The organism is Pseudomonas sp. Marseille-Q7302, assembly GCF_965111925.1.
Window position 1 is genome coordinate 2,058,212 of the sequence record NZ_CBCOPK010000001.1, and the last position, 18,325, is coordinate 2,076,536.

Below are 18,325 nucleotides of genomic sequence, written 5' to 3' on the forward strand. Positions count from 1 at the left end.
TGTGGAAGGGCCTGGGGCTGGCATAGTCGAGGCCATGACCCAGGCCTGTTTTCGCTTTCATGGCGCCCTCGAACGCTTCCTGGCCCCGGCCCATCGTGGTCGGGCGGTTTGGGTCGAGTGCGCCTCGGTGGCGAGCGCCAAACATCAGATCGAAGCGCTCGGCATACCCCATACCGAAGTAGGGCTGTTGCTGATCAATGGCCAGGCCGCCACCCTGACACAGCGTCTGCGGGAGGGCGATCAGGTGGCCGTCCATCCCGCCATGGCGATCGCGAGGGATGAAAAGCTGCCTGGCGATCTACCGACGGCGCCTCCGCGCTTTGTCGCTGACGCCCACCTGGGTGCCCTGGCGCGGCGGCTGCGCATGGCCGGTTTCGATACCCTATACGACAATGCCTACGCCGACCCGGCGCTGGCCGAGTTGGCCAACCGTGAGGCACGTTTTCTGCTCACCCGGGATCGCGAGTTGCTCAAGCGGCGCCAAGTGGTGCAGGGCTGCTATATCCATGCACTGCGGCCTGAAGCCCAACTGAGTGAGCTGTTCGAGCGACTGGCCTTGCGCCACTGGGCCGCGCCCTTTACCCGTTGCCTGACCTGCAATGCGGAGTTGCAGCCTGTCGCTCTCGAGCAAGTCAGCGAGCGCATCCCTATACGGGTTCGCGCCCGTCACCAGGCCTTTCTCCACTGTCCAGCGTGCGACAAGCTGTTCTGGGAGGGCAGCCACTGGCGCGCCATGCGCGAGCGGCTGGCCCTGCTAGGGGCCTGAGCTAGCGCGGCAATACCTGGCGTAGCGAACCGCCCACATCCGGCAGATCCATCTCGATACGCCGCCACCAGGCTTCGGCAAAGCTGTAGAGGGCGAAGGCGATCAGGCCGAGGCCGACCACCAACAGGATCAGCGCACCGAAGGGCAGGTTCTGCAGACCGTTCAGCGCATCCTTCATGCCTGGCGGGTGCAGCGCCTGGTAGCGCGAACCGCTGACCACCAGCAGGACCGCGATCTCGACGAAGGCCACCCCGCGGGCGATCAGGCCGAAGCGACCGATAGGGCGGATCAGCCGCAGTTGTTCGGGACTGGCCTCAAGGTAGCGCTCGAAGCTGGCCTTCCAGCCCTTCACGAAGTGCGCGACCCCTACACCCAGGGGAATCAGCGCAGCGACGTACACCAGCAGGTTGGAATAGGGCCAGCTGAGCAGCATCTGTAGAAAGTCATTGGCGTCGCCACCCGAGCCGCCACCCTGGCGCAGACCGCTGATCAGCAGGCCCAGGGCGAAGAAGGCGAGGGCACCATAGGTGATACCGCCTACCAGCAGGCCGGCGCGAATCACCAGGCCCTTGGGCTTGTTGCCATGGCCATCGACGTCGCGCAGTGCCTGGAGGATGCGCCAGGCCGCAAAGGCGACCAGGCCGACCACCACCAGCCCGACCAGGAAATGGCCGAAGGGCTGGGCGAGCAGGGCTTCCAGGCTGTCATGGCTGTCCGCCGGCTGGCCGGAACCGCGCGCCGCCAGCAGGGCGAGCACGCCGATGATGAGATAGACGAGGCCACGAGCGGCGTAGCCGCCGCGAGCCAGCAAGGTAAGTCCGGTACGAGTGTGCATCTGTTATGCCCTGTTACATTCTGCCTTGTACTGACCGGTGGCCCGCGTACGGGTTCTAACGGCCGGACGGACGTTCTCCGAGGACTGGCAGCGGGCGGGTTTTGGCCTTAGGCTCGCACCCTTTGCCCCGGCGACCGGTTCATGGACAAAGCGCGACTGCTTCCCCTCATTCTTCAGGCCCTGGAAGGCGACCGTGATGTCATCAGCCAGCAGCTGACAGCCAGCCACGAAGCGGCCACCCATAGCGAAAGCAAGGCCGAGAACAAGTACGACACCCGCGGCCTGGAAGCGGCCTATCTGGCCGACGGCCAGCGCCGGCGTCTGCACGAGATCGAGCTGGCCCTGGCCGCCTACCGGACGCTGACGCCTGTACCCATGAGCGATGGCATCCGGGTCGGCGCCCTGGTCGAGTTGGCCACCGCAACGTCCAGCCGCTGGCTGTTCCTCGGCCCGGACGCGGCAGGGCTCAAGGTCAGGCTCGATGGCCAGGACGTGCTGGTGATCTCGCCGCGCGCGCCCCTGGGGCAGGCGCTGCTGGGTCGCGAGGAGGGGGATGAGGTGGCGGTGACGGTGGAAGGAAAGGTGCACCGGCAGGAGATCGTGGCGGTGTACTGAGCGTCAGGCTGCTCCCAAGGACTGCCGTAGGTTGGGTTGAGCGTTAGCGAAGCCCAACAGGGCCTAGCTTCGGTGCGGGTCCTGTTGGGCTTCGACGATGGAGCCATCTCAGCCCAACCTACGAGCATCGCCGCCAAAGGACCGTAGATACCATCTCTCCTACCAATCACAACAGGTCCGCTAAAGGGCCTGTCGTGGCTGATAAGGTTGTTGTGTCTTGAGCACGCCATAGGCGATCTGCAGCAGTTTACGCATGGCCGCGCCCAGGGCACTCATCCGCGGTTTACCGCGGGCCAACAGACGGTCGTACAGGGCCTTCACATCAGGGTTGGAGCCTTTGGCAACGATGGCTCCCATGTACAGTTTGGCCCTGATACGGGGCGAGCCGGCCTTGCTCAGCACCGCGCGCCCCTGCACCGCCTTACCGGATTGCCAGGGACGGGGCACTAGGCCTACGAAGGCGGTGCATTGTCGTGCGCTGCTGAAGTCGCGACTGTGCAGCAGAGCCAACAGATGGCGCGACAGCACCTCGCCGATCCCGCCAATGCTCTGCAGCAACGCCCGATCACGCTTGAGATCATCATGCCGATCAATGTGGTCGTCGATGTCCTGACGAACCCGCGCCGCCTCCTGTTGCAGGGCCTTTACCAGGTTGTCGATGGACGCCAGGACGCTCAGGCTGCCACTGACCGCGGCCTTTTCGCGACGGTTAAGTTCACGCTGCAGATCCTCTTGCAGCGCTTCATGGCGAGCGATCAACGCCTTGAGTTCGCGGACTTCGCGGCGCTCTGGCGTCCAAGGGCGCACGGGCTGGGTAGCGCCATAGCGCGCCAGGATCAGGCTGTCCTGCTTGTCGGTCTTGCCTTGTACGCCCAGGCTACGGGCATATTCGCGTACCCGCGCAGGATTGAGGACGAAAACCTGGACGCCACGATCGTGGAGATAGAGCGCTAACGGCTCGTGATAGACCCCAGTGGCCTCGAGAAAGACCTGCAACTGCTCCGGTGTCTCCCCCGTCTGGGCGCAACACCAGTCGATCAGTTCGGCGAATCCTGTGGACCGATTGGCGAAGACCTTGGTTTTCACTTTCAGGCTGCAGACGTCACGCAGCCACAGACAGTCGAATTTCTGCTTGCTGATGTCGATACCGATGATCGCCATTTCTCGTTCCTTGCCTTGTGCATACAGCCTCACTCCCGAGGAGGGGCTTGGATACCATTCAGGATGTGGAGAAAGGGAGCCGGCAGGCACGCTCTACGAAACAGCATCGAGTGCTCAGGTTGGGCAGGTGCTTAACCGGCTCCGGGTAATGAGGTAGCTAATCCCATTACCCAGGAGAGATACAAGGTTGGGCTGAGCGTTAGCGAAGCCCAACAGGGCCTAGCTTCGGTGCGGGTCTTGTGGGGCTTCGACGATGGAGCCGTCTCAGCCCAACCTACGAGCATCGCCGCCGGATGAGTCACCGTAGGTTGGGTTGAGCACAGCGAAGCCCAACAGGCTTGGCTTGATTCTAGGACTGTTGGGCTTCGACGATGGAGCCGTTTCAACCCAACCTACGCACCTCTGCGACCAAGGACTCAGGCTTCGACGCCCTCCACCGATCGGGTAGCCCGGGGCGGGGTTGCCTCTTCCTTTTCCTGCTTGGGCCGGTGCTGATCCAGCCAGGCGCGACCCTGGTTCTGGGCCTCGTCGACCTTCTTGTCGAGCTCGTCGAGGGTCCCGCCCAGGGTTTCCCGCACCTGTTCACGAGCGGCTTCTTCCACCTTGGTGGCGAAGCTGTCCGCCGCCTTCTCGGCGCTGTCACAGCCGCCGAGGCCCAGCAGCAGGAGAATGCCGGCGAGGCCGAGCGTGGCTTTGAGGCTCATGGTCGTCTCCCGTTCACGAAGGCTTGTTCAAGGAGTCACGGGTTTCGTGACCGGTCGACGCAGGCTTCGCCTCGCCGCGCGTCTTGTACAGCGAGACGAGTACGCCACCAGCCAGCAGGCCCAGGGTCACGCTCAGGGAGATCGCCGGCGGGATCTTGCCGATGATGCCCACCAGGAAGATCTTGCAGCCGATGAACACCAGCACCAGCGCCAGGGCGTACTTCAGGTAGGCGAAGCGGTGGATCATCGCCGCCAGGGCGAAGTACAGGGCGCGCAGGCCGAGGATGGCGAAGACGTTGGAGGTGTAGACGATGAAGGGATCCTGGGTGATGGCGAAGATCGCCGGCACACTGTCCACCGCGAACACCAGGTCGGCGCATTCGATCACGATCAGCGCGAGGAACATCGGCGTTACCCAGAGCACCGTCTTGCCGCTGGCGTCGGGCTGGCGCACGAAGAAGTGCTCGCCGTGCAGCTCATCGGTCACCCGCAGCTTCTTGCGCAGGAATTTGATGAAGACGTTGTCGTCGAGCTTGGGTTCTTCGTCCACCTTGGCGAACAGCATCTTGACCCCGGTGATCACCAGGAAGGCGCCGAAGACAGAGAGGATCCAGTCGAACTGGTGGAGCAGGGCGGCGCCCAGGCCGATCATGATGGCGCGCAGTACGATCACCCCGAGGATGCCCCAGAACAACACCCGGTGCTGGTACTTACGCGGGATGGCGAAGAAGCCGAAGATCACTGCCATCAGGAAGACGTTGTCCATGGACAGCGACTTCTCGATCAGGAAACCGGTGACGTAGTCGAGGCTGGCATCGGCGCCCTTGAGCTGCCAGACGAAGAGGGCGAACAGCAGGCCTGCGGTTATGTAGCCGGCGGACAGCAGCAGGCTCTCCTTGACCTCGATGGGCTTGTTCTCCTTGTGGAGGACACCCAGGTCGAAGGCCAGAAGGGCGATGACTACGGCGAAGAAGGTGAGCCACATCCAGGTGGCGGTGCCGAGGAAGTCGGCGAAGAAAAATTCATGCAGGGCGTTCATGAGCCCCTCCTTAGTCAAGTTTCAAGACTATGACTCGACATGGCGGCACACGCCGTCAGAGGGGCCCGGGTCACCCAGACAGGATTTCGAACTCGGGTACGTTCGGCAAGGGTTGCAGTTTTACAAAATGCAACCGCTCTAGGTCAGGCCTCCCGGGAGGAGTGATGGCCGGTGATCAGCCAGCGGCCATCGATCTGCTCGAAGGTGAAAAGGAAGCGCGCGGGCACGCTGATCACCTGCTCGCCTTCACGGTAGTGAAAGACGTAGAGACCGCCGACGACCACGGTGCTGAGCTTGCTGCTGACCCTTTTCTTGAAGATCTGCACGTCGCAGACCAGTCCTTCGTTGGCGAGGAAGTTGCGGAAGTACTCCCGCCGGCTGTCCTCGCAGTCCCGCACCTCGTTGGATAGCGTGGGGACCAGGATGGCGTCCGGCGCATAGAGGGCAAGAATGGCTTCCACATCACGGGTGGCGACGGTTGCGGCCCAGGTGTGCAGGGCCGCCTTGGCCCCGGCGAGGCTGGCGATCTCCTCGTTGGAGCGGGCAGGGGAAATGGCTACGGACACAGGGTAATCCTCCGGCGAGCATGGAATTGTTATAATATAACAATCCGCTTCGGACGAGCACGTTGTGGCAGCAGATTGCCTAAAGGCGATGTCGGCAGGAGGCGTTCAGGTCATGGAGGAGGGACGTCGCCGTCGGACGCCGGCGACGGAGGTGTCTGGCGTCTCAGCGATTTTCCACTTTCGAGCGCAGCGGAATTTCCTCACGGGAGTCCGTCTGGGTGACGTCCTGGCCGACCATCTCTTCGTAGACCGCTGGCTGGGCGATGAACAGCCGCACGTCTTTGACGTCATCGAGAATACGGCGGGCTTCTTCCACCGAGGCCACGTGCAGGGTGGCACCCTTGTCATCCGCCACAGGCATCGAGGTACCTTCCACCAGCGCGTGGATGACGTAGGAGCCACCCTCCATGGACACCAGATTGACTTCCTTGACCGCACCGGCCTTGATCTGCTGATTCAGCTCTTTGACATTCATCGAGACACCTCGGTTATCACGCTAACAAGCCCCGCGCAACGGCAGGGAAGATAGGGATTCGAGGCGGGAGCGGGGGCGGGAGTTCCGGTCATTGCCAATGACGTACGGCCTCATGGAGAGTGGCACGCATTTCCGCGGCGAAGGCCAGGGTCAGGGTGCCGGCTGGTCGGTGGTCGGCCAGCAGCAGGTAGCTGGTGAAGCGAATCGCCGGCTGGAAGGGGCGCCATTCCAAGCCGGCGTGGAGATAATCCTGTGCAACTAGCGGACTAACGATGCTGACGCCCAGTCCAAGACCGACCATCGCACAAATGGTTGCCGCATAGGGCGTCTCAAGGCTTAGTCGACGCCGTTCGGCCGGTTCCTGGAAGTGACGATCAATACGGGTACGGGTGCTATCACCTGATACCAGCGAGATGAATTCCTCGTCAGCTAAATCCGCCGGCGTTACGTGCTCCAGCTGACCTAGGCGGTGGCCGCCTGGGAACACGCAGACGCCAGGCACGTCGCTGAGCACTTCCGCCGTTACCCCTGGCAACTGGTCTCCTACATAGGACGCCAACCCCAGGTCGCAGAATTGAGAGGCTGCCCAGTGCGCGACCGTGGGAGAGTCACTCGTGTGGATAGTGATGGCGACCTGCGGATACCGATCACGAAACCGCTGCACAACCCGCGGCAGCAGGGTGAGTGACAGAGAGGGCACCGCGGCGATGCGCAGGCGTCCGGTGCCTCCGTGGGCGATGGCACGTGCCGAAGCCTGCAAGCTATCCAACCCAACGAAGGCGCGTTCCACGTCGCGGAATAGAGCCGTACCTTCTTCGGTAGGCAGCAGGCGTCCGGCAATACGCTCAAAAAGCCGGAAATTGCAGCTGCGTTCCAGTTGAGCGACCAACCGGCTGATATTTGGCTGCGAGGTATGCAGGGCCTCGGCGGCCGCGGTCATGGAGCCAGACAGCATCGTCGCGCGAAAGGCTTCCACCTGTTTCATGTTCATCCGCTAACCCCATATCAGATCCGTATGCCTGCCTAGCGTATTGGCATTTGCCAGCATGACGCCATAAGTCTTACAAGAGAGCCAAGGCGCGACGAACGCCAGCCATAAACGACCGCCTGCTGCATCTTCCGATCTGCCCTCAAAGTTCTGCTTCCGGCTGCTGCCGGTGGTAGTCACTGTTCTTCTAGGAGGCAACATGTCGTATCGCGCGTTTTCCGGGGCCATCCTGGCGCTCGGCCTTATTGGTTTCGTCCAGGCCGCACCTCTGCCTCCCGTACCACCCAGCGTCACCGAAGCCGGCATGTTGCGCGCCGGGGTACGTTGCGATCAGCCACCCTATGGCTACCAGGACAGCAACGGTGATTTCGCCGGCGTAGAAGTAGAGATGTCCCGGCAGATCGCCGAGTGGGCGCTGGGTTCGCGGGACAAGGTGAGCTTCACCTGTGTCACCGCCGAAAACCGGGTGCCCCAGTTGCTCGGGCGCAAGGTAGACATGCTTATCGCCACCCTCGGGGTAACCCCGGAGCGGCAGCGGGTCATTGACTTCACCATCCCCTACCGCTGGGGTGCAAGCGATGTGTTGGTGCGCAAGGACAGCGGTATCGACACCATTGCCGCGCTACGGGGCAAGACCCTTGCCACCCTCAAGGGCTCGGTGCAGGCCAAGTGGTTCGAAGACCATGAGCCGGAGGTAAAGACGCTGCGCATGAACAGCGCCGCTGATGCGCTGCAGACCTTTCGCCAGGGCCGGGCCGACGCCTACACCCATGATGCTGCGACCCTGGTGGTGGTGACCGCCCATGACGACAGCGTCCGTTTGGTGGGTGAGCCCTTCCAGATATCCGATGCCGCCATTGGCGTGCGCAAGAACGAGACGCAGTGGCGTGACTACCTCAGCGCGGCAGTGACGCGGATGCACGACGAACACCTGTTCCGGCCGTGGGTGGAGCGGCTGGTCCCGGAGAATATTCGCAGCTACTACCTGAGTGTATTTGAAGAGCCGCGTCCCGAAGAAAGCCACTAGGAGTACGGTGATGGACTTCGACCTGGATTACCTGGTGGCCCAGTGGCCAGCGCTTCTCGACGGCCTAGTGGTGACGTTGAAGGTCTCCCTGCTAGCCATCGTGCTGTCGTTGGCAATAGGTGTCGTGGGCGGCGCAGTGAGGTTGTTTCGGGTTCCGCTCATGGCGCAGTTGGCCGCCCTCTATGTCGAATTAATTCGCAATACGCCGATCCTGGTGCAGCTGTTCTTCATCTTCTACGGACTACCCGCGGTAGGCCTGGGCCTATCGCTGTTCTGGTCCGGGGTGCTCTGTCTGTCGCTTTGGGCCGGTGCCTATCAGGTCGAGAACTTGCGTGGCGGCCTGGCCACTGTGGAGCGGGGAATGCGTGAGGCGAGTCTGGCCCTCAATCTCAAGCCCTGGCAGTATTTCTGTCTGATCGCCCTGCCCATCGCCGTGCGCACCGCGTTGCCAGCGGTGCTCAATACGGCCATCTCACTATTGAAGAACTCCTCCTATCTGCAGGCCATCGGGTTGGCCGAGTTGACCTTTGTTGCGGTGGATCGCATCGCCACGGATTTCCGCGCGCTGGAGATGTTCAGCGCGATCTGTGTGCTCTACCTGTGCCTGGTGGCAGTGCTGGCGCTAGCCACGCAGCGGTTATCCGCTCATTTGCAACGGCCATTCCGGCAGTGAGGTGCCCATGAGTTTCTTTTTGGAAAACTGGAATTTCGTGGTCAAGGGGCTGCTGATGACTCTGCAGCTGGCGCTGGTCGTTTTGCTCTTCACCACCTTGGTCTCGGTTGTGTTTGGTGTACTGGCCACGCTCCCGCAGCGCTGGTTGGGCTGGCTGATCCACGGTTATGTGGAGCTGTTTCGCTCGATCCCGCTAATCGTCAACGTCTTTTTTATCTTCTTCGGCGCGCCGCTGCTCGGACTGGACCTGTCGCCCTTCGCCGCGGTGACCACCGGCCTGACCCTCTGGGGCAGTGCCAATGGCATCGAGATCGTTCGTGGTGGTTTGGAGGCAGTGCCTCGGCATCAATGGAAGAGTGCCTGGGCGCTAGGTTTGCCACGTTGGCGCATCTACTTGCACATCATAGGTCCGCAATCTCTCAAGGCCATTTTGCCGGCCTATACCGGGCTGCTCACCCTACTGGTCCAGGCTACCTCCCTCGGAGCACTGGTCGGAGTCGGCGAGTTCCTGAAGACCGGTCAGACCCTGATCGAGCGTACCACCATGATGACGGGCGCCAGTCCTGCCTTCACCGTCTACGGCACGGTGCTGCTCGTCTATTTCATCATCTGCTCATTGCTCAGCTGGCTCAGTCGCTACCTTGAGCGCCGTCTGGGTCGTCCGCTGATCCGTAACCCGTCCTAGAGAGGCATCCCATGCAAGAATCCAAGGTTAGTCGTCGTCTCCGGGAGGCCACTGCGCCCGAGGTCTGCGAATTCATCTATGCCCCGCGCCTGGCCGGCTTCGCCGAGGGCTTTCCCTACCTAGGCGACGTCAACAAGGCCCATGTGGTGATGCTAGCCGAGCAAGGGCTGATTGACCGCGCCCAGGCTGCGGCCTTGGCCCGCGGCATTCTGGAGCTGGAGACCGCAGGTCCTGCGGCGGTGCACCTAGATCCATTGCGCGAGGATGCCTACTTCAATTACGAGGCCGCGCTGATCGAGCGCCTTGGGGCGGACATCGGTGGTCGCCTGCACATCGGCCGCAGCCGTAACGACATCCTTGCCACGCTTGACCGATTGCGGGCTCGGGATGTGCTCGCCGAGGTATTGGAAACGTTGCAAGAGGTCCGGACGACCGCCCTCCAGAGAGCCGAGCGCTATGCCAATACGGTGATGCCGGGGCATACCCACCTGCAGCCGGCGCAGCCGATCACCTATGGCTTCTATCTGGCCGGTGTGGCACAGGCGCTGGAGCGGGACAGCCTGCGCCTGGCCGCAACCCTCGACAGCATGAATCAGAGTCCTCTGGGTGCGGCTGCCTTTGCCGGCACCCCTTTCGCTATCGACCGAGCGCGTACGGCTGAGCTGCTGGGCTTCGATGGCTACCTGGACAATGCCCTAGACGCCGTTGCCTCGCGCGACTTCATCCTCGAAGGACTATCGCATCTAAGCCTATTGGCGGTGTTCTGGAGTCGAATAGCTCAGGACTACTTTGTCTGGACTACTCATGAATTCGGCCTGATCGAATTTCCCGACAGCGTCGCCGGTACCTCCAGCATCATGCCGCAGAAGAAGAATCCGGTAGTGCTGGAATACCTCAAGGGCCGCAGCGGGCACATTGCCGGACTGCTGATGGCCGCCACCATGACGGTCAAGGGCACGCACTTTAGCCACAGCGGCGACGCTAATCGCGAAGGCACCCGTGGCTTCTGGGAGGCGGCGGAAGAAACCCTCCGCTGTCTGCGGCTCCTGGATTTGGTGTTGCGTACCGCACAACCCGATGGGGTGCGTGGTTTGGAGCGCAGTGCCTTAGACTTCTCCACTGCCACGGGGTTGGCCGACCTCATCGTACGTGAAGGAGGGCTTTCGTTCCGCGAAGCACACCATGTCGTAGGGGCCGTGGTACGTCAGGCGCTGGATGCGGGGCTACCAGCTCACGCCATCGACAGTGACATGCTCGACCAGGCCGCCCAGGCGGTAATCGGACGTTCGTTGGGACTGGATGCCACCCGAGTCGGCGAGAGTCTGGATCCCACTGCCAACGTCGCCTCGCGCCAATCCCCTGGAGGCCCGGGCGCACCGGCGCTGGCGCGCACTTTGGTAGCCGCTAGGGCGCGTCTGACCCTGGAACAGGAACGTCAGCAGAATCGCCGCGCACGCCAGGCGCAGAGCCAGACGCGCCTCAATGCCAGTCTGCGGGCGCTGACCCAGTGAGGACGCTGCTGAGGGTACGTGGCTTGAGCAAGAGCTTCGGCGCACAGCCGATCGTCCGCGGGGTGGACCTCGATGTTGATGCGGGTGAGGTGGTTGTGGTGATAGGTCCGAGCGGCTCTGGAAAGTCGACATTCATCCGCTGTCTCAACAGCTTGGAACAGCCATCAGCCGGTACCGTGGAGCTTGACGGTGTACCGGTTCATGCCGGCGACCGCCGTGCCTTGGCAACGTTGCGACAGAAAGTAGGGATGGTGTTCCAGGACTACACCTTGTTCCCGCATCTCTCGGTGCTACGCAACCTGACCTTGGCGCCGGTCAAGTTGGGGCGGCTGAGCGCTGCCGAAGCCAATCGTCAGGCCCGAGCATTACTGGAGAGAGTAGGGCTAGCGCACAAGGCTGATGCCTATCCGGCCGAGCTCTCAGGTGGCCAGCAGCAGCGGGTGGCTATCGTTCGAGCATTAGCCCTGCAGCCGCAACTCCTGCTGTTCGACGAGCCGACCTCGGCGCTTGATCCGGAAACGGTCAACGAGGTACTGGCGATCATGAAAGATCTGGCGCGTGAGGGCATGACCATGGTCGTGGTAACCCACGAGATGGGCTTTGCCCGCGAGGTAGCGGACCGCGTGTTGTTTTTTGACGGTGGCCGCATCCTGGAGAGCGGCGCACCGGCGCAGCTATTTGGCGCGCCGCAAGAGCCGCGTACCCAGCAGTTCCTTGCGAATGTGCTGCACTAGTAGCCCGTCATCTCCAGATAGCCCATCCCCTTGGCACTGCCCTCCACGCTCACCGGGCCTTCCCAGTAGGGCGTGCCCAGGGCCATCCAGGCGTCGGGATTGACGGCAACGATGCGCAGGTCGATGTTCTGCCCGGGAAGGACGATGGACCAGCGTACCGGGACCTCGCGTCCGGCAACCGAGTGGGTAGCCTGGGGTGTGAGGCGGATGTCGCCTGGCTGCAGGGGCTGGTTGTGGCCGTTGGCGGCGATCAGGTTGCCGAACAGGTAATGCTGGCCATCAGCCTGGCGCAGGCGATAGAGCATCAGCTGGCGACCGTCGTCCAGGTGCAGGGAAAACCAGTCCCAGCCGAGCTGGTCCGCGGCCAGGTGCTGGCTGCTCCACTCGCGATCGAGCCAGGCCTGGCCCTTGACCGGTATGCGTCGCCCCTCAATCTCCAGTTCGCCCTGTGCCTGGAAGAAGGGCTGGCTGTAATAGTAGGACGCCTGGCCGCTGGCGGATTTGCGACTTACGCCGCCTTCGCCCTGGAGCACCAGCGGGCCGGTCGCCGCGAGATCTAGTCGGTAGGCAAAGCCCGGACCTTGGGCCTGGACCCGCGCCTGTCCGGCCAGGTCCCCTGTCAGACTCCAGTTATCGATCCAGGCAGAGAAGGGCGCGGCGGTGACACCGGCCTGGCCTATGCCACCACGCCCCTGGGTCTGGACGGAGAACTGCCGCGTCTCGGTGGTGAGACCGGCGTGGCCCAGCCAGAGGTTGCCGTTGTACCAGCCGGGCTGACTGGCACCGGGCCTCAGGGCGCTGCGAAACAGCGTCCACTGGGCGCCATAATGACGTCCTTCGGCATCGCTGAGGTTGGCCGTGACGTACCACCATTCGATGCGGAAATCCGGATGAGCACCATGATCGGCCGGAAAGCTGAAGACCTTGCCGGGCACCACGGCTGCGAAGTTTCCGCTGCCCTGACCAAGGCCGGCGAAGCCGTTGGTGGCCTGCTTGTCATCGCAGCCGGTGAGCAGCAGGAGCGCGACCAGCAGGATCCTAGCGTTCATTACCGAGTTCTCGCAGCAGATCCAGGGGTTGACTGCGCTGCAGGCGCAACAGTGGCCAGGCAGCGGCCAGTAGCGTGGCTACCAGGGCGATCGCGGACAGCGCCAGCAGCTGCCCGGGAAAGACCTGCAGCGGCAGGCGCCAGCCAAAGGCCTGGACGTTCACCACGGCGACCAGGCACCAGGCGAGCAGGATGCCCAGGGGGATGGCGAGGGCCAGGGTAAGCAGCGCAAGGCCCAGCAATTGCCCCAGACTGAGCAAAATCAGCCGCGGACGCTGGATGCCCAGCGCCCAGAGCGGCGCGAGTTGGCCGAGGCGCCTTTGCGCCTGGCCGAGCAGGGCGATGAACAGGGCCAGACCGGCCACTGCCAGGGTCAGGGCATTGAGCGCGGCGGTGGCGCTGAAGGTGCGTTCGAAGACCTGATCAGCATAACGGCGCAGCTGGCCCTGGTCGATAGAGCGACTGGCGTCCAGGCCGAAGCGCTGTTGCAGACCTGCTCGCAAGGCCTCCACCTGGTCGGGTGCCATGCGAATGACGATGCGAACCAGGGCGGCGTCTGGCCATAGCGCCCGCAGACGCGCCTGGGACAGCAGCAGATGTCCGCGGGGATTGCCGTAGTCGGCGTAGGTGGCGAGTACGGGGGCGGACCAGCGTCCCTGGCTGCCCAGCAGTTCGACAGGCTGTCCCTTGGCTAGCTGAAGGTGCCGGGCCAGTTGTTCGCTGAGCATCACCCCCTCGCCCGCGAAGAAGGGCGTCCAGGCGCCGCCACCGGCATCGAGCAGTGGCCAGTGCTCGCGATAGACGTCAGCGTCCACTACACCGCTTAGGGTAGTCGGCAGGCCCTGCAGTCTGGTCTCCAGCTCGTACACCGGCAGCACGGCGCGCACGCTGGGCTGGCGGGGCAGCCAGTCGAGCAGGACGGTTGCCTCCTTGGCGTCCGCTGGGCGCAGATAGAGTTCGGCGGCCAGGCGCTGATCGAGCCAGCCGTCGAAGGTGCGACGAAAGCCCTCGGTCATGCTGCCGGCGCCGACGTTTGCCGCCAGGGCCAGGAGCAGCGCCATCAAGGCCTGGGACAGCCCCGGTAGCTGTTGCCGGGCATCGGCCAGGAACCAGCGTGCCAGTGGTCGACGGGCCCGTTTGAGCGACAGGTCCAGCAAGGCGCTTAGCAGGGGTGGCAACGCCAGGGCAGCCGCCAGCAGCAGGCAGCCGAGCAAGGCGAGGCCACTGGCCAGGCTGTTGCCTCCCAGCAGAAGACCCAGCGCCACCAGCCCTACCAGCACAGCGCCTAGGGCCTGGCGTCGGAGCCAGCGGCCGTGGGCCGCGCGCCAGGCTTCGCCCTGGGCGAGAGCTAGCAAGGGCAGGCGTGCCGCACGCCAGAGACCATCGGCGCCCGCCAGCAGGGCACCGCCCAGGCTGAGGCCGAGGCCCGCCAGCCACCAGGCCGGGCTCAGGGTCAGGGTGCCGGCGACTTCGGCGCCATAGAGCCCGCGCAGGCTGGCCGCTACGTCAGGCAGCAGCAGCGCGGCCAGGGCGTAGCCACTGGCCACGCCCAGGGCGCCCGCCACTAGGGCGATGAGCGCAAGTTCCAAGGCCAGTGCCAGGACCAGGGTCGAGGCCGACAGCCCGCAGGCCCGCAGCGTGCGCAGCAGCGAGCGCCGTTGTTCCAGAGCCAGGCCAGTCGCCGCGTGGACGATGAACAAACCTACGGCAAAGGCCAGCAGGCCAAGCGCCAGCAGGTTGAGGTGGAAGCTGTTGGTCAACCGATCCAGTTCGGCGCCCTGGTCGTTTTCCACCCGCTGCAGTGGCTCGCCGTCGAGCCTGGGCAGGTCGCGTTGGAAGGCCTTTGGCAGGATCAGCCGGGATAGCTGCTCGGGAGCCTCCAGCAGGCGCTGGGCCTGACCGATGTCCACTACCAGGGTGCCAGGCGCCAGCCCGGGGCGGGACTGCAGGGGCGGCAGGGCCAGGCCGTCCGCCCGGTGCAATACCTCGTTGGCCTGGAGGTGCCATTCACGCAAGGTTTCCGGTGCGACCCAGGTGACACCCGCCGGACTGAGAAAGTCGAAGAGCGCCTCGGGCGGGGCGCTGGCTGCGACGCCCTGGTCGCTGGGCAGGGTGACAGGTTCTATGCCCAGCAGCGGTACCGGGCGTTCGTGTCCGGCCAGCGCCAGACGACCCTGCAACACGGGAGATACCGGCCAGCCCTGGCGACGTAGTTCGACGAACAGCGATTGGGGAAAGCGCTTGCCGTCGCGGGTCTCCAGGCTGGACTGGTCGGCGCCGAACAGAGCGCTGGCCTGGGCATAGCTCTGCCGGGCCTGGGCGTTGAGTGCCAGCACCCCGATCAATAGGGTGGTCGCAAGCCAGAGTCCTGCAAGCAGTCCGACGAGCTGCAGGGGATGCCGCCGCCAGTGGCTGACCAGGCTGCGCAGACTCCAATAGAGCAGCCTCATGCTGGGGGCACGGTGACGCCGCCGAGGCGACCCCGTTCCAGGTGCAGGGTGCGATCGAGATGACCGGCGATGCGCGCGCTGTGGGTGACCATCAGCAGGCTGCTGCCTGTTTCGCCCACCAGCTCCAGCATCAGCGCCAGGGCCTGGTCGCCGCTCGCCTCGTCCAGGTTGCCGGTGGGTTCATCGGCCAGCAGCAGCGGCGGGCGCGATGCCAGGGCGCGGCCCAGCGCCACGCGTTGCTGCTGTCCACCGGACAGTTGCTCGGGGTAGCGATCCAGCAGGTCGGCCAGACCCAGGCGCTCGGCCAGCTCCGCCTGCCAATGGGCATCATGGCGACCGGCCAGCCTTGCCTGGAAGGCGAGGTTATCGGCCACCGTCAGGCTGGCGATGAGGTTGAATTGTTGGAAGATCAGGCCGATGCCCTCGCGGCGCCAGGCGGCCAGGGCTCTTTCGTTGAGGCTGGAAAGCACCTGGCCATTAGCCTCGATACGACCGCGGTCAGAACGGTCCAGGCCGGCGACCAGGTGCAGCAGGGTGCTCTTGCCACTGCCGGATTCGCCCATCAGCGCCAGGCTGGCACCCCGGGCCAGGCTGAGATCCACGCCACGTAGCACCGGCAATGGGCCCTGGGGGGTTGGATAACTCTTGTGCAGATCGGTGATGGTCAGCATCGCGCCTCCAGCGCCGGTCGTGGTCTGCAATCGACCGGACGTGGGCGGCGACGTTCAGCGTGGCTAGTGACGTTTGGTTTTGACCTTGCCGGCTTTTTCGTCTTCCTCGCGTTGCAGGCGCTCGCACTTGCGCACCATGGTGAGGTAGTACACGGCGCTACCGGCGAACAGAATGATGGGCAGGGCCATGGACATCTCCAGCAGGCTGCCCGGGAAGGCGCCGGGTACCCAGTGGTGATAGAGCAGGATACCGATCGCCAGCAGCACCGAGTACAGCAGGCCGTAGCCCGCCGCCTTGCGCGATTCGCGAGCGAGGTCGAGGGGCGGACGGTTCAGATCGTTGGGCTCGAACATGGAGGTCTCTGGCAGGCACGGAAGAAGGCCCTAGTTTAACGCCTGGACTCGCGCCGGTCGCCACTGCTCGGGCGCCTTGGACAAGACGTCGCAGGGGCTGCCTGCCGCTTGTTCACGCGATGTTCAGGCAGACCTAAGCTTGAAATCTTATCCTTTGCAGCCATTTAGAGGCCTGGCGATGGCAAGCGAGCAGGTCTCCTTGTAAGCTCGATCAGGTTTTTGAAACGCGCACGATGCGCACGGATAAGGAATCAACATGAAACAGTATCGGTTGGCAGCAGCAGTGGCCCTGGTGGGTCTGGTTCTGAGCGGCTGCGACTCCAAGCCCAAGGTCGAGCTGGAAAGCCCGGCCCAGAAGGCGTCCTACGGCATCGGCCTGAACATGGGCAAGAGCCTGGCTCAGGAAGGTATCGATGACCTGGATCCCAAGGCCGTCGCCCTGGGTATCGAAGACGCGGTAGGCAAGAAGGATCAGAAGCTGACCGATCAGCAGCTCACCGAGGCCTTCGCCGCCCTGCAGAAGCGTGCCGAAGAGAAGATGACCAAGGTCAGCGAGGACAACGCCAAGGCCGGTAAGAAATTCCTCGAAGAAAACGGCAAGAAGCCTGGCGTGGTCACCACCGCCTCCGGCCTGCAGTACGAAGTGGTCAAGAAGGGCGATGGTCCGCAACCCAAGCCCACCGACGTGGTCACCGTGCACTACGAGGGCAAGCTGGTCGACGGCACCGTGTTCGACAGCTCCATCAAGCGTGGCACCCCGATCGACCTGCCGGTCAACGGCGTGATCCCGGGCTGGGTGGAGGCGCTGCAACTGATGCATGTCGGTGAGAAGATCAAGCTGTACATCCCCTCCGAGCTGGCCTACGGCGCCCAGAGCCCGAGCCCGGCGATTCCGGCCAACTCCGTGCTGGTATTCGACCTGGAACTGCTGGGCATCAAGGACGCCGCCGCCGCGGACGCCGAAGACGCTCCGGCCGCTCCGGCTGCCGATGCTCCGGCTGCTGCCGAAAAGGCTCCGGCCAAGAAGTAAGCTGCTGCCGCTCCGCCAAACGCCCTGCTTGCAGGGCGTTTTACATTGGGCGCCGGGAAACCCTGAAGCGGCGGCGCGATCAAAGTTGAGGTGCGAAGCCCTGTGCCAAACAGGCCCCTGCCCAACGTTGTCTCCTGCCAGAGGTGTCCATGAAGCCGCCGAAGAATTTTGATCGCTATCTTGGTATCGCCCAACGGCTGCTGGTCCGTGGCCGACTGCCGGCCCTGTTGCTGGGGGTCGCACGCAAGACCAGCAAGCGTGGCCTCAAGCTGGGCGAGGCACGCGATACCCTGAGCCTGTTCCATCAGCTGCTGCTGGCCTGGTGGCGTGGTCAGTATCGCGGGGTCAGTCGCAAGACGCTGCTGACCGTCGCTGGCGGTCTGGTCTACTTCCTGTTGCCCATCGACCTGATTCCCGACTGGGTGCCCATGTTCGGGCTGCTCGACGACCTCGCCGTCCTCGCCTGGATCGGCAAGGCCTGCAGTGATGAGCTGGACGGCTTTCGTGCCTGGCGCGCCAACCGTACCGCGAGCCAGCAGGCTGCCCTGGCGGCGTTGCCTGACAAGCATGAGCGACCGGCGGCAGGTGTCGCTCTCGATCAACTGCGGGACTAGGGACTCTTGAGCGTACGTATCAGCCGCCAGCATTGGTTGGCCTTGTTGGACGAACTGGAAAGCGCCAGGCGTAGCCGTAGCCTGCTGACCTATCGCTCGGTGATCGAGCGGCTGGGCCTACCCCAGCCGGCGATGGTGACCCTTACGACCGCCCTGGAGTACCTGGCCGCCCTGGACCGTCGCGAGGGGCGTCCCTTGCGCAGTGCCCTGGTGGTGAGCCAGAGCGGCACCCGCATCCCTCGTGAAGGCTTCTTCGACTGTGCAATGCGACTAGGCGCCCTGGAAGGCTCGCCACCGGTGAGCGATGCGGTCAGCTGGCACGCGGCGGAAGTAACCCGGGTGTTCGAACACCACTATCCCGATCATCGCCAGGAATAGG

At 63.9% G+C, this 18,325-nt stretch carries 21 protein-coding genes; 10 read left to right on the forward strand and 11 right to left on the reverse strand.

Annotated elements, in window-relative coordinates; all coding sequences use genetic code 11:
• Nucleotides 1–34: 34 nt before the first annotated feature.
• On the forward strand, nucleotides 35–766 hold the full coding sequence (locus ACWPW1_RS09630) for a Mut7-C RNAse domain-containing protein (protein ID WP_434776340.1): 732 nt from the start codon (nucleotides 35–37) through the stop codon (nucleotides 764–766).
• Nucleotide 767: 1 nt separating this feature from the next.
• On the opposite strand, the gene ACWPW1_RS09635 is transcribed toward ACWPW1_RS09630, so the two are convergent.
• Nucleotides 768–1,601, reverse strand: coding sequence for a DUF1206 domain-containing protein (locus ACWPW1_RS09635; RefSeq protein ID WP_434776341.1), 834 nt, complete (start codon nucleotides 1,599–1,601; stop codon nucleotides 768–770).
• Nucleotides 1,602–1,742: 141 nt separating this feature from the next.
• Here ACWPW1_RS09635 and ACWPW1_RS09640 point away from each other — a divergent pair, with 141 nt between their 5' ends.
• Nucleotides 1,743–2,216 carry a GreA/GreB family elongation factor gene (locus tag ACWPW1_RS09640; protein WP_313648771.1) on the forward strand — a complete coding sequence of 158 codons (474 nt, stop codon included), beginning with the start codon at nucleotides 1,743–1,745 and terminating at the stop codon, nucleotides 2,214–2,216.
• A 180-nt stretch (nucleotides 2,217–2,396) separates the two neighbouring features.
• Here the strand turns inward: ACWPW1_RS09640 and ACWPW1_RS09645 are convergent, their stop codons facing one another.
• The 6 genes from ACWPW1_RS09645 to ACWPW1_RS09670 all read right to left on the reverse strand — a co-directional run bounded on the left by ACWPW1_RS09645 (nucleotide 2,397) and on the right by ACWPW1_RS09670 (nucleotide 7,152).
• Nucleotides 2,397–3,377: an IS110 family transposase gene (locus ACWPW1_RS09645; protein WP_454252866.1), complete on the reverse strand. Its 981-nt coding sequence runs from the start codon at nucleotides 3,375–3,377 to the stop codon at nucleotides 2,397–2,399.
• Nucleotides 3,378–3,793: 416 nt separating this feature from the next.
• Nucleotides 3,794–4,081 carry a hypothetical protein gene (locus ACWPW1_RS09650; protein ID WP_323148620.1) on the reverse strand — a complete coding sequence of 96 codons (288 nt, stop codon included), beginning with the start codon at nucleotides 4,079–4,081 and terminating at the stop codon, nucleotides 3,794–3,796.
• Between the two features lie 13 nt (nucleotides 4,082–4,094).
• Nucleotides 4,095–5,120, reverse strand: coding sequence for a TerC family protein (locus ACWPW1_RS09655; RefSeq protein WP_454252867.1), 1,026 nt, complete (start codon nucleotides 5,118–5,120; stop codon nucleotides 4,095–4,097).
• A 143-nt stretch (nucleotides 5,121–5,263) separates the two neighbouring features.
• On the reverse strand, nucleotides 5,264–5,686 hold the full coding sequence (locus ACWPW1_RS09660; RefSeq protein WP_323148622.1) for a DUF4440 domain-containing protein: 423 nt from the start codon (nucleotides 5,684–5,686) through the stop codon (nucleotides 5,264–5,266).
• 163 nt (nucleotides 5,687–5,849) lie between these two features.
• The gene (locus tag ACWPW1_RS09665; RefSeq protein WP_059314484.1) at nucleotides 5,850–6,161 is read right to left on the reverse strand and encodes a DUF6482 family protein; all 312 of its coding nucleotides are present in this window, start codon (nucleotides 6,159–6,161) and stop codon (nucleotides 5,850–5,852) included.
• Between the two features lie 88 nt (nucleotides 6,162–6,249).
• Nucleotides 6,250–7,152 carry a LysR substrate-binding domain-containing protein gene (locus tag ACWPW1_RS09670; RefSeq protein WP_434776343.1) on the reverse strand — a complete coding sequence of 301 codons (903 nt, stop codon included), beginning with the start codon at nucleotides 7,150–7,152 and terminating at the stop codon, nucleotides 6,250–6,252.
• A gap of 196 nt (nucleotides 7,153–7,348) precedes the next feature.
• Here ACWPW1_RS09670 and ACWPW1_RS09675 point away from each other — a divergent pair, with 196 nt between their 5' ends.
• From ACWPW1_RS09675 to ACWPW1_RS09695, 5 genes are read left to right on the forward strand one after another with little or no spacing between them, the layout of a single operon-like run.
• Complete coding sequence (locus ACWPW1_RS09675; RefSeq protein ID WP_434776344.1) at nucleotides 7,349–8,176, forward strand: transporter substrate-binding domain-containing protein; 828 nt, start codon at nucleotides 7,349–7,351, stop codon at nucleotides 8,174–8,176.
• A gap of 10 nt (nucleotides 8,177–8,186) precedes the next feature.
• Complete coding sequence (locus ACWPW1_RS09680) at nucleotides 8,187–8,849, forward strand: ABC transporter permease subunit (protein WP_434776345.1); 663 nt, start codon at nucleotides 8,187–8,189, stop codon at nucleotides 8,847–8,849.
• Nucleotides 8,850–8,856: 7 nt separating this feature from the next.
• Complete coding sequence (locus ACWPW1_RS09685; protein WP_313648757.1) at nucleotides 8,857–9,534, forward strand: ABC transporter permease subunit; 678 nt, start codon at nucleotides 8,857–8,859, stop codon at nucleotides 9,532–9,534.
• Between the two features lie 11 nt (nucleotides 9,535–9,545).
• Complete coding sequence (gene argH, locus ACWPW1_RS09690) at nucleotides 9,546–11,045, forward strand: argininosuccinate lyase (RefSeq protein ID WP_434776346.1); 1,500 nt, start codon at nucleotides 9,546–9,548, stop codon at nucleotides 11,043–11,045.
• A 5-nt stretch (nucleotides 11,046–11,050) separates the two neighbouring features.
• Nucleotides 11,051–11,779, forward strand: coding sequence for an ATP-binding cassette domain-containing protein (locus tag ACWPW1_RS09695; RefSeq protein WP_434776611.1), 729 nt, complete (start codon nucleotides 11,051–11,053; stop codon nucleotides 11,777–11,779).
• On the opposite strand, the gene ACWPW1_RS09700 is transcribed toward ACWPW1_RS09695, so the two are convergent.
• The 4 genes from ACWPW1_RS09700 to ACWPW1_RS09715 form a co-directional block, all read right to left on the reverse strand.
• Complete coding sequence (locus ACWPW1_RS09700; RefSeq protein WP_454252868.1) at nucleotides 11,776–12,828, reverse strand: lipocalin-like domain-containing protein; 1,053 nt, start codon at nucleotides 12,826–12,828, stop codon at nucleotides 11,776–11,778. The two genes, ACWPW1_RS09695 and ACWPW1_RS09700, sit on opposite strands and share 4 nt — an antisense overlap.
• Nucleotides 12,818–15,277, reverse strand: coding sequence for an FtsX-like permease family protein (locus tag ACWPW1_RS09705; RefSeq protein ID WP_434776348.1), 2,460 nt, complete (start codon nucleotides 15,275–15,277; stop codon nucleotides 12,818–12,820). The genes ACWPW1_RS09700 and ACWPW1_RS09705 overlap by 11 nt, the downstream gene beginning before the upstream one ends.
• Complete coding sequence (locus ACWPW1_RS09710) at nucleotides 15,274–15,948, reverse strand: ATP-binding cassette domain-containing protein (protein ID WP_434776349.1); 675 nt, start codon at nucleotides 15,946–15,948, stop codon at nucleotides 15,274–15,276. The genes ACWPW1_RS09705 and ACWPW1_RS09710 overlap by 4 nt, the downstream gene beginning before the upstream one ends.
• Before the next feature lie 63 nt (nucleotides 15,949–16,011).
• Nucleotides 16,012–16,302, reverse strand: coding sequence for a hypothetical protein (locus tag ACWPW1_RS09715; protein ID WP_271654576.1), 291 nt, complete (start codon nucleotides 16,300–16,302; stop codon nucleotides 16,012–16,014).
• A 256-nt stretch (nucleotides 16,303–16,558) separates the two neighbouring features.
• Here ACWPW1_RS09715 and ACWPW1_RS09720 point away from each other — a divergent pair, with 256 nt between their 5' ends.
• The 3 genes from ACWPW1_RS09720 to ACWPW1_RS09730 all read left to right on the forward strand — a co-directional run bounded on the left by ACWPW1_RS09720 (nucleotide 16,559) and on the right by ACWPW1_RS09730 (nucleotide 18,324).
• Entirely contained in the window at nucleotides 16,559–17,332 is a 774-nt protein-coding gene (locus tag ACWPW1_RS09720; RefSeq protein ID WP_313648743.1) for an FKBP-type peptidyl-prolyl cis-trans isomerase, read from the forward strand.
• Between the two features lie 149 nt (nucleotides 17,333–17,481).
• Nucleotides 17,482–17,946 carry a YkvA family protein gene (locus tag ACWPW1_RS09725; RefSeq protein WP_059314495.1) on the forward strand — a complete coding sequence of 155 codons (465 nt, stop codon included), beginning with the start codon at nucleotides 17,482–17,484 and terminating at the stop codon, nucleotides 17,944–17,946.
• Nucleotides 17,947–17,952: 6 nt separating this feature from the next.
• The gene (locus ACWPW1_RS09730) at nucleotides 17,953–18,324 is read left to right on the forward strand and encodes a hypothetical protein (RefSeq protein WP_434776351.1); all 372 of its coding nucleotides are present in this window, start codon (nucleotides 17,953–17,955) and stop codon (nucleotides 18,322–18,324) included.
• Nucleotide 18,325: the final 1 nt, after the last annotated feature.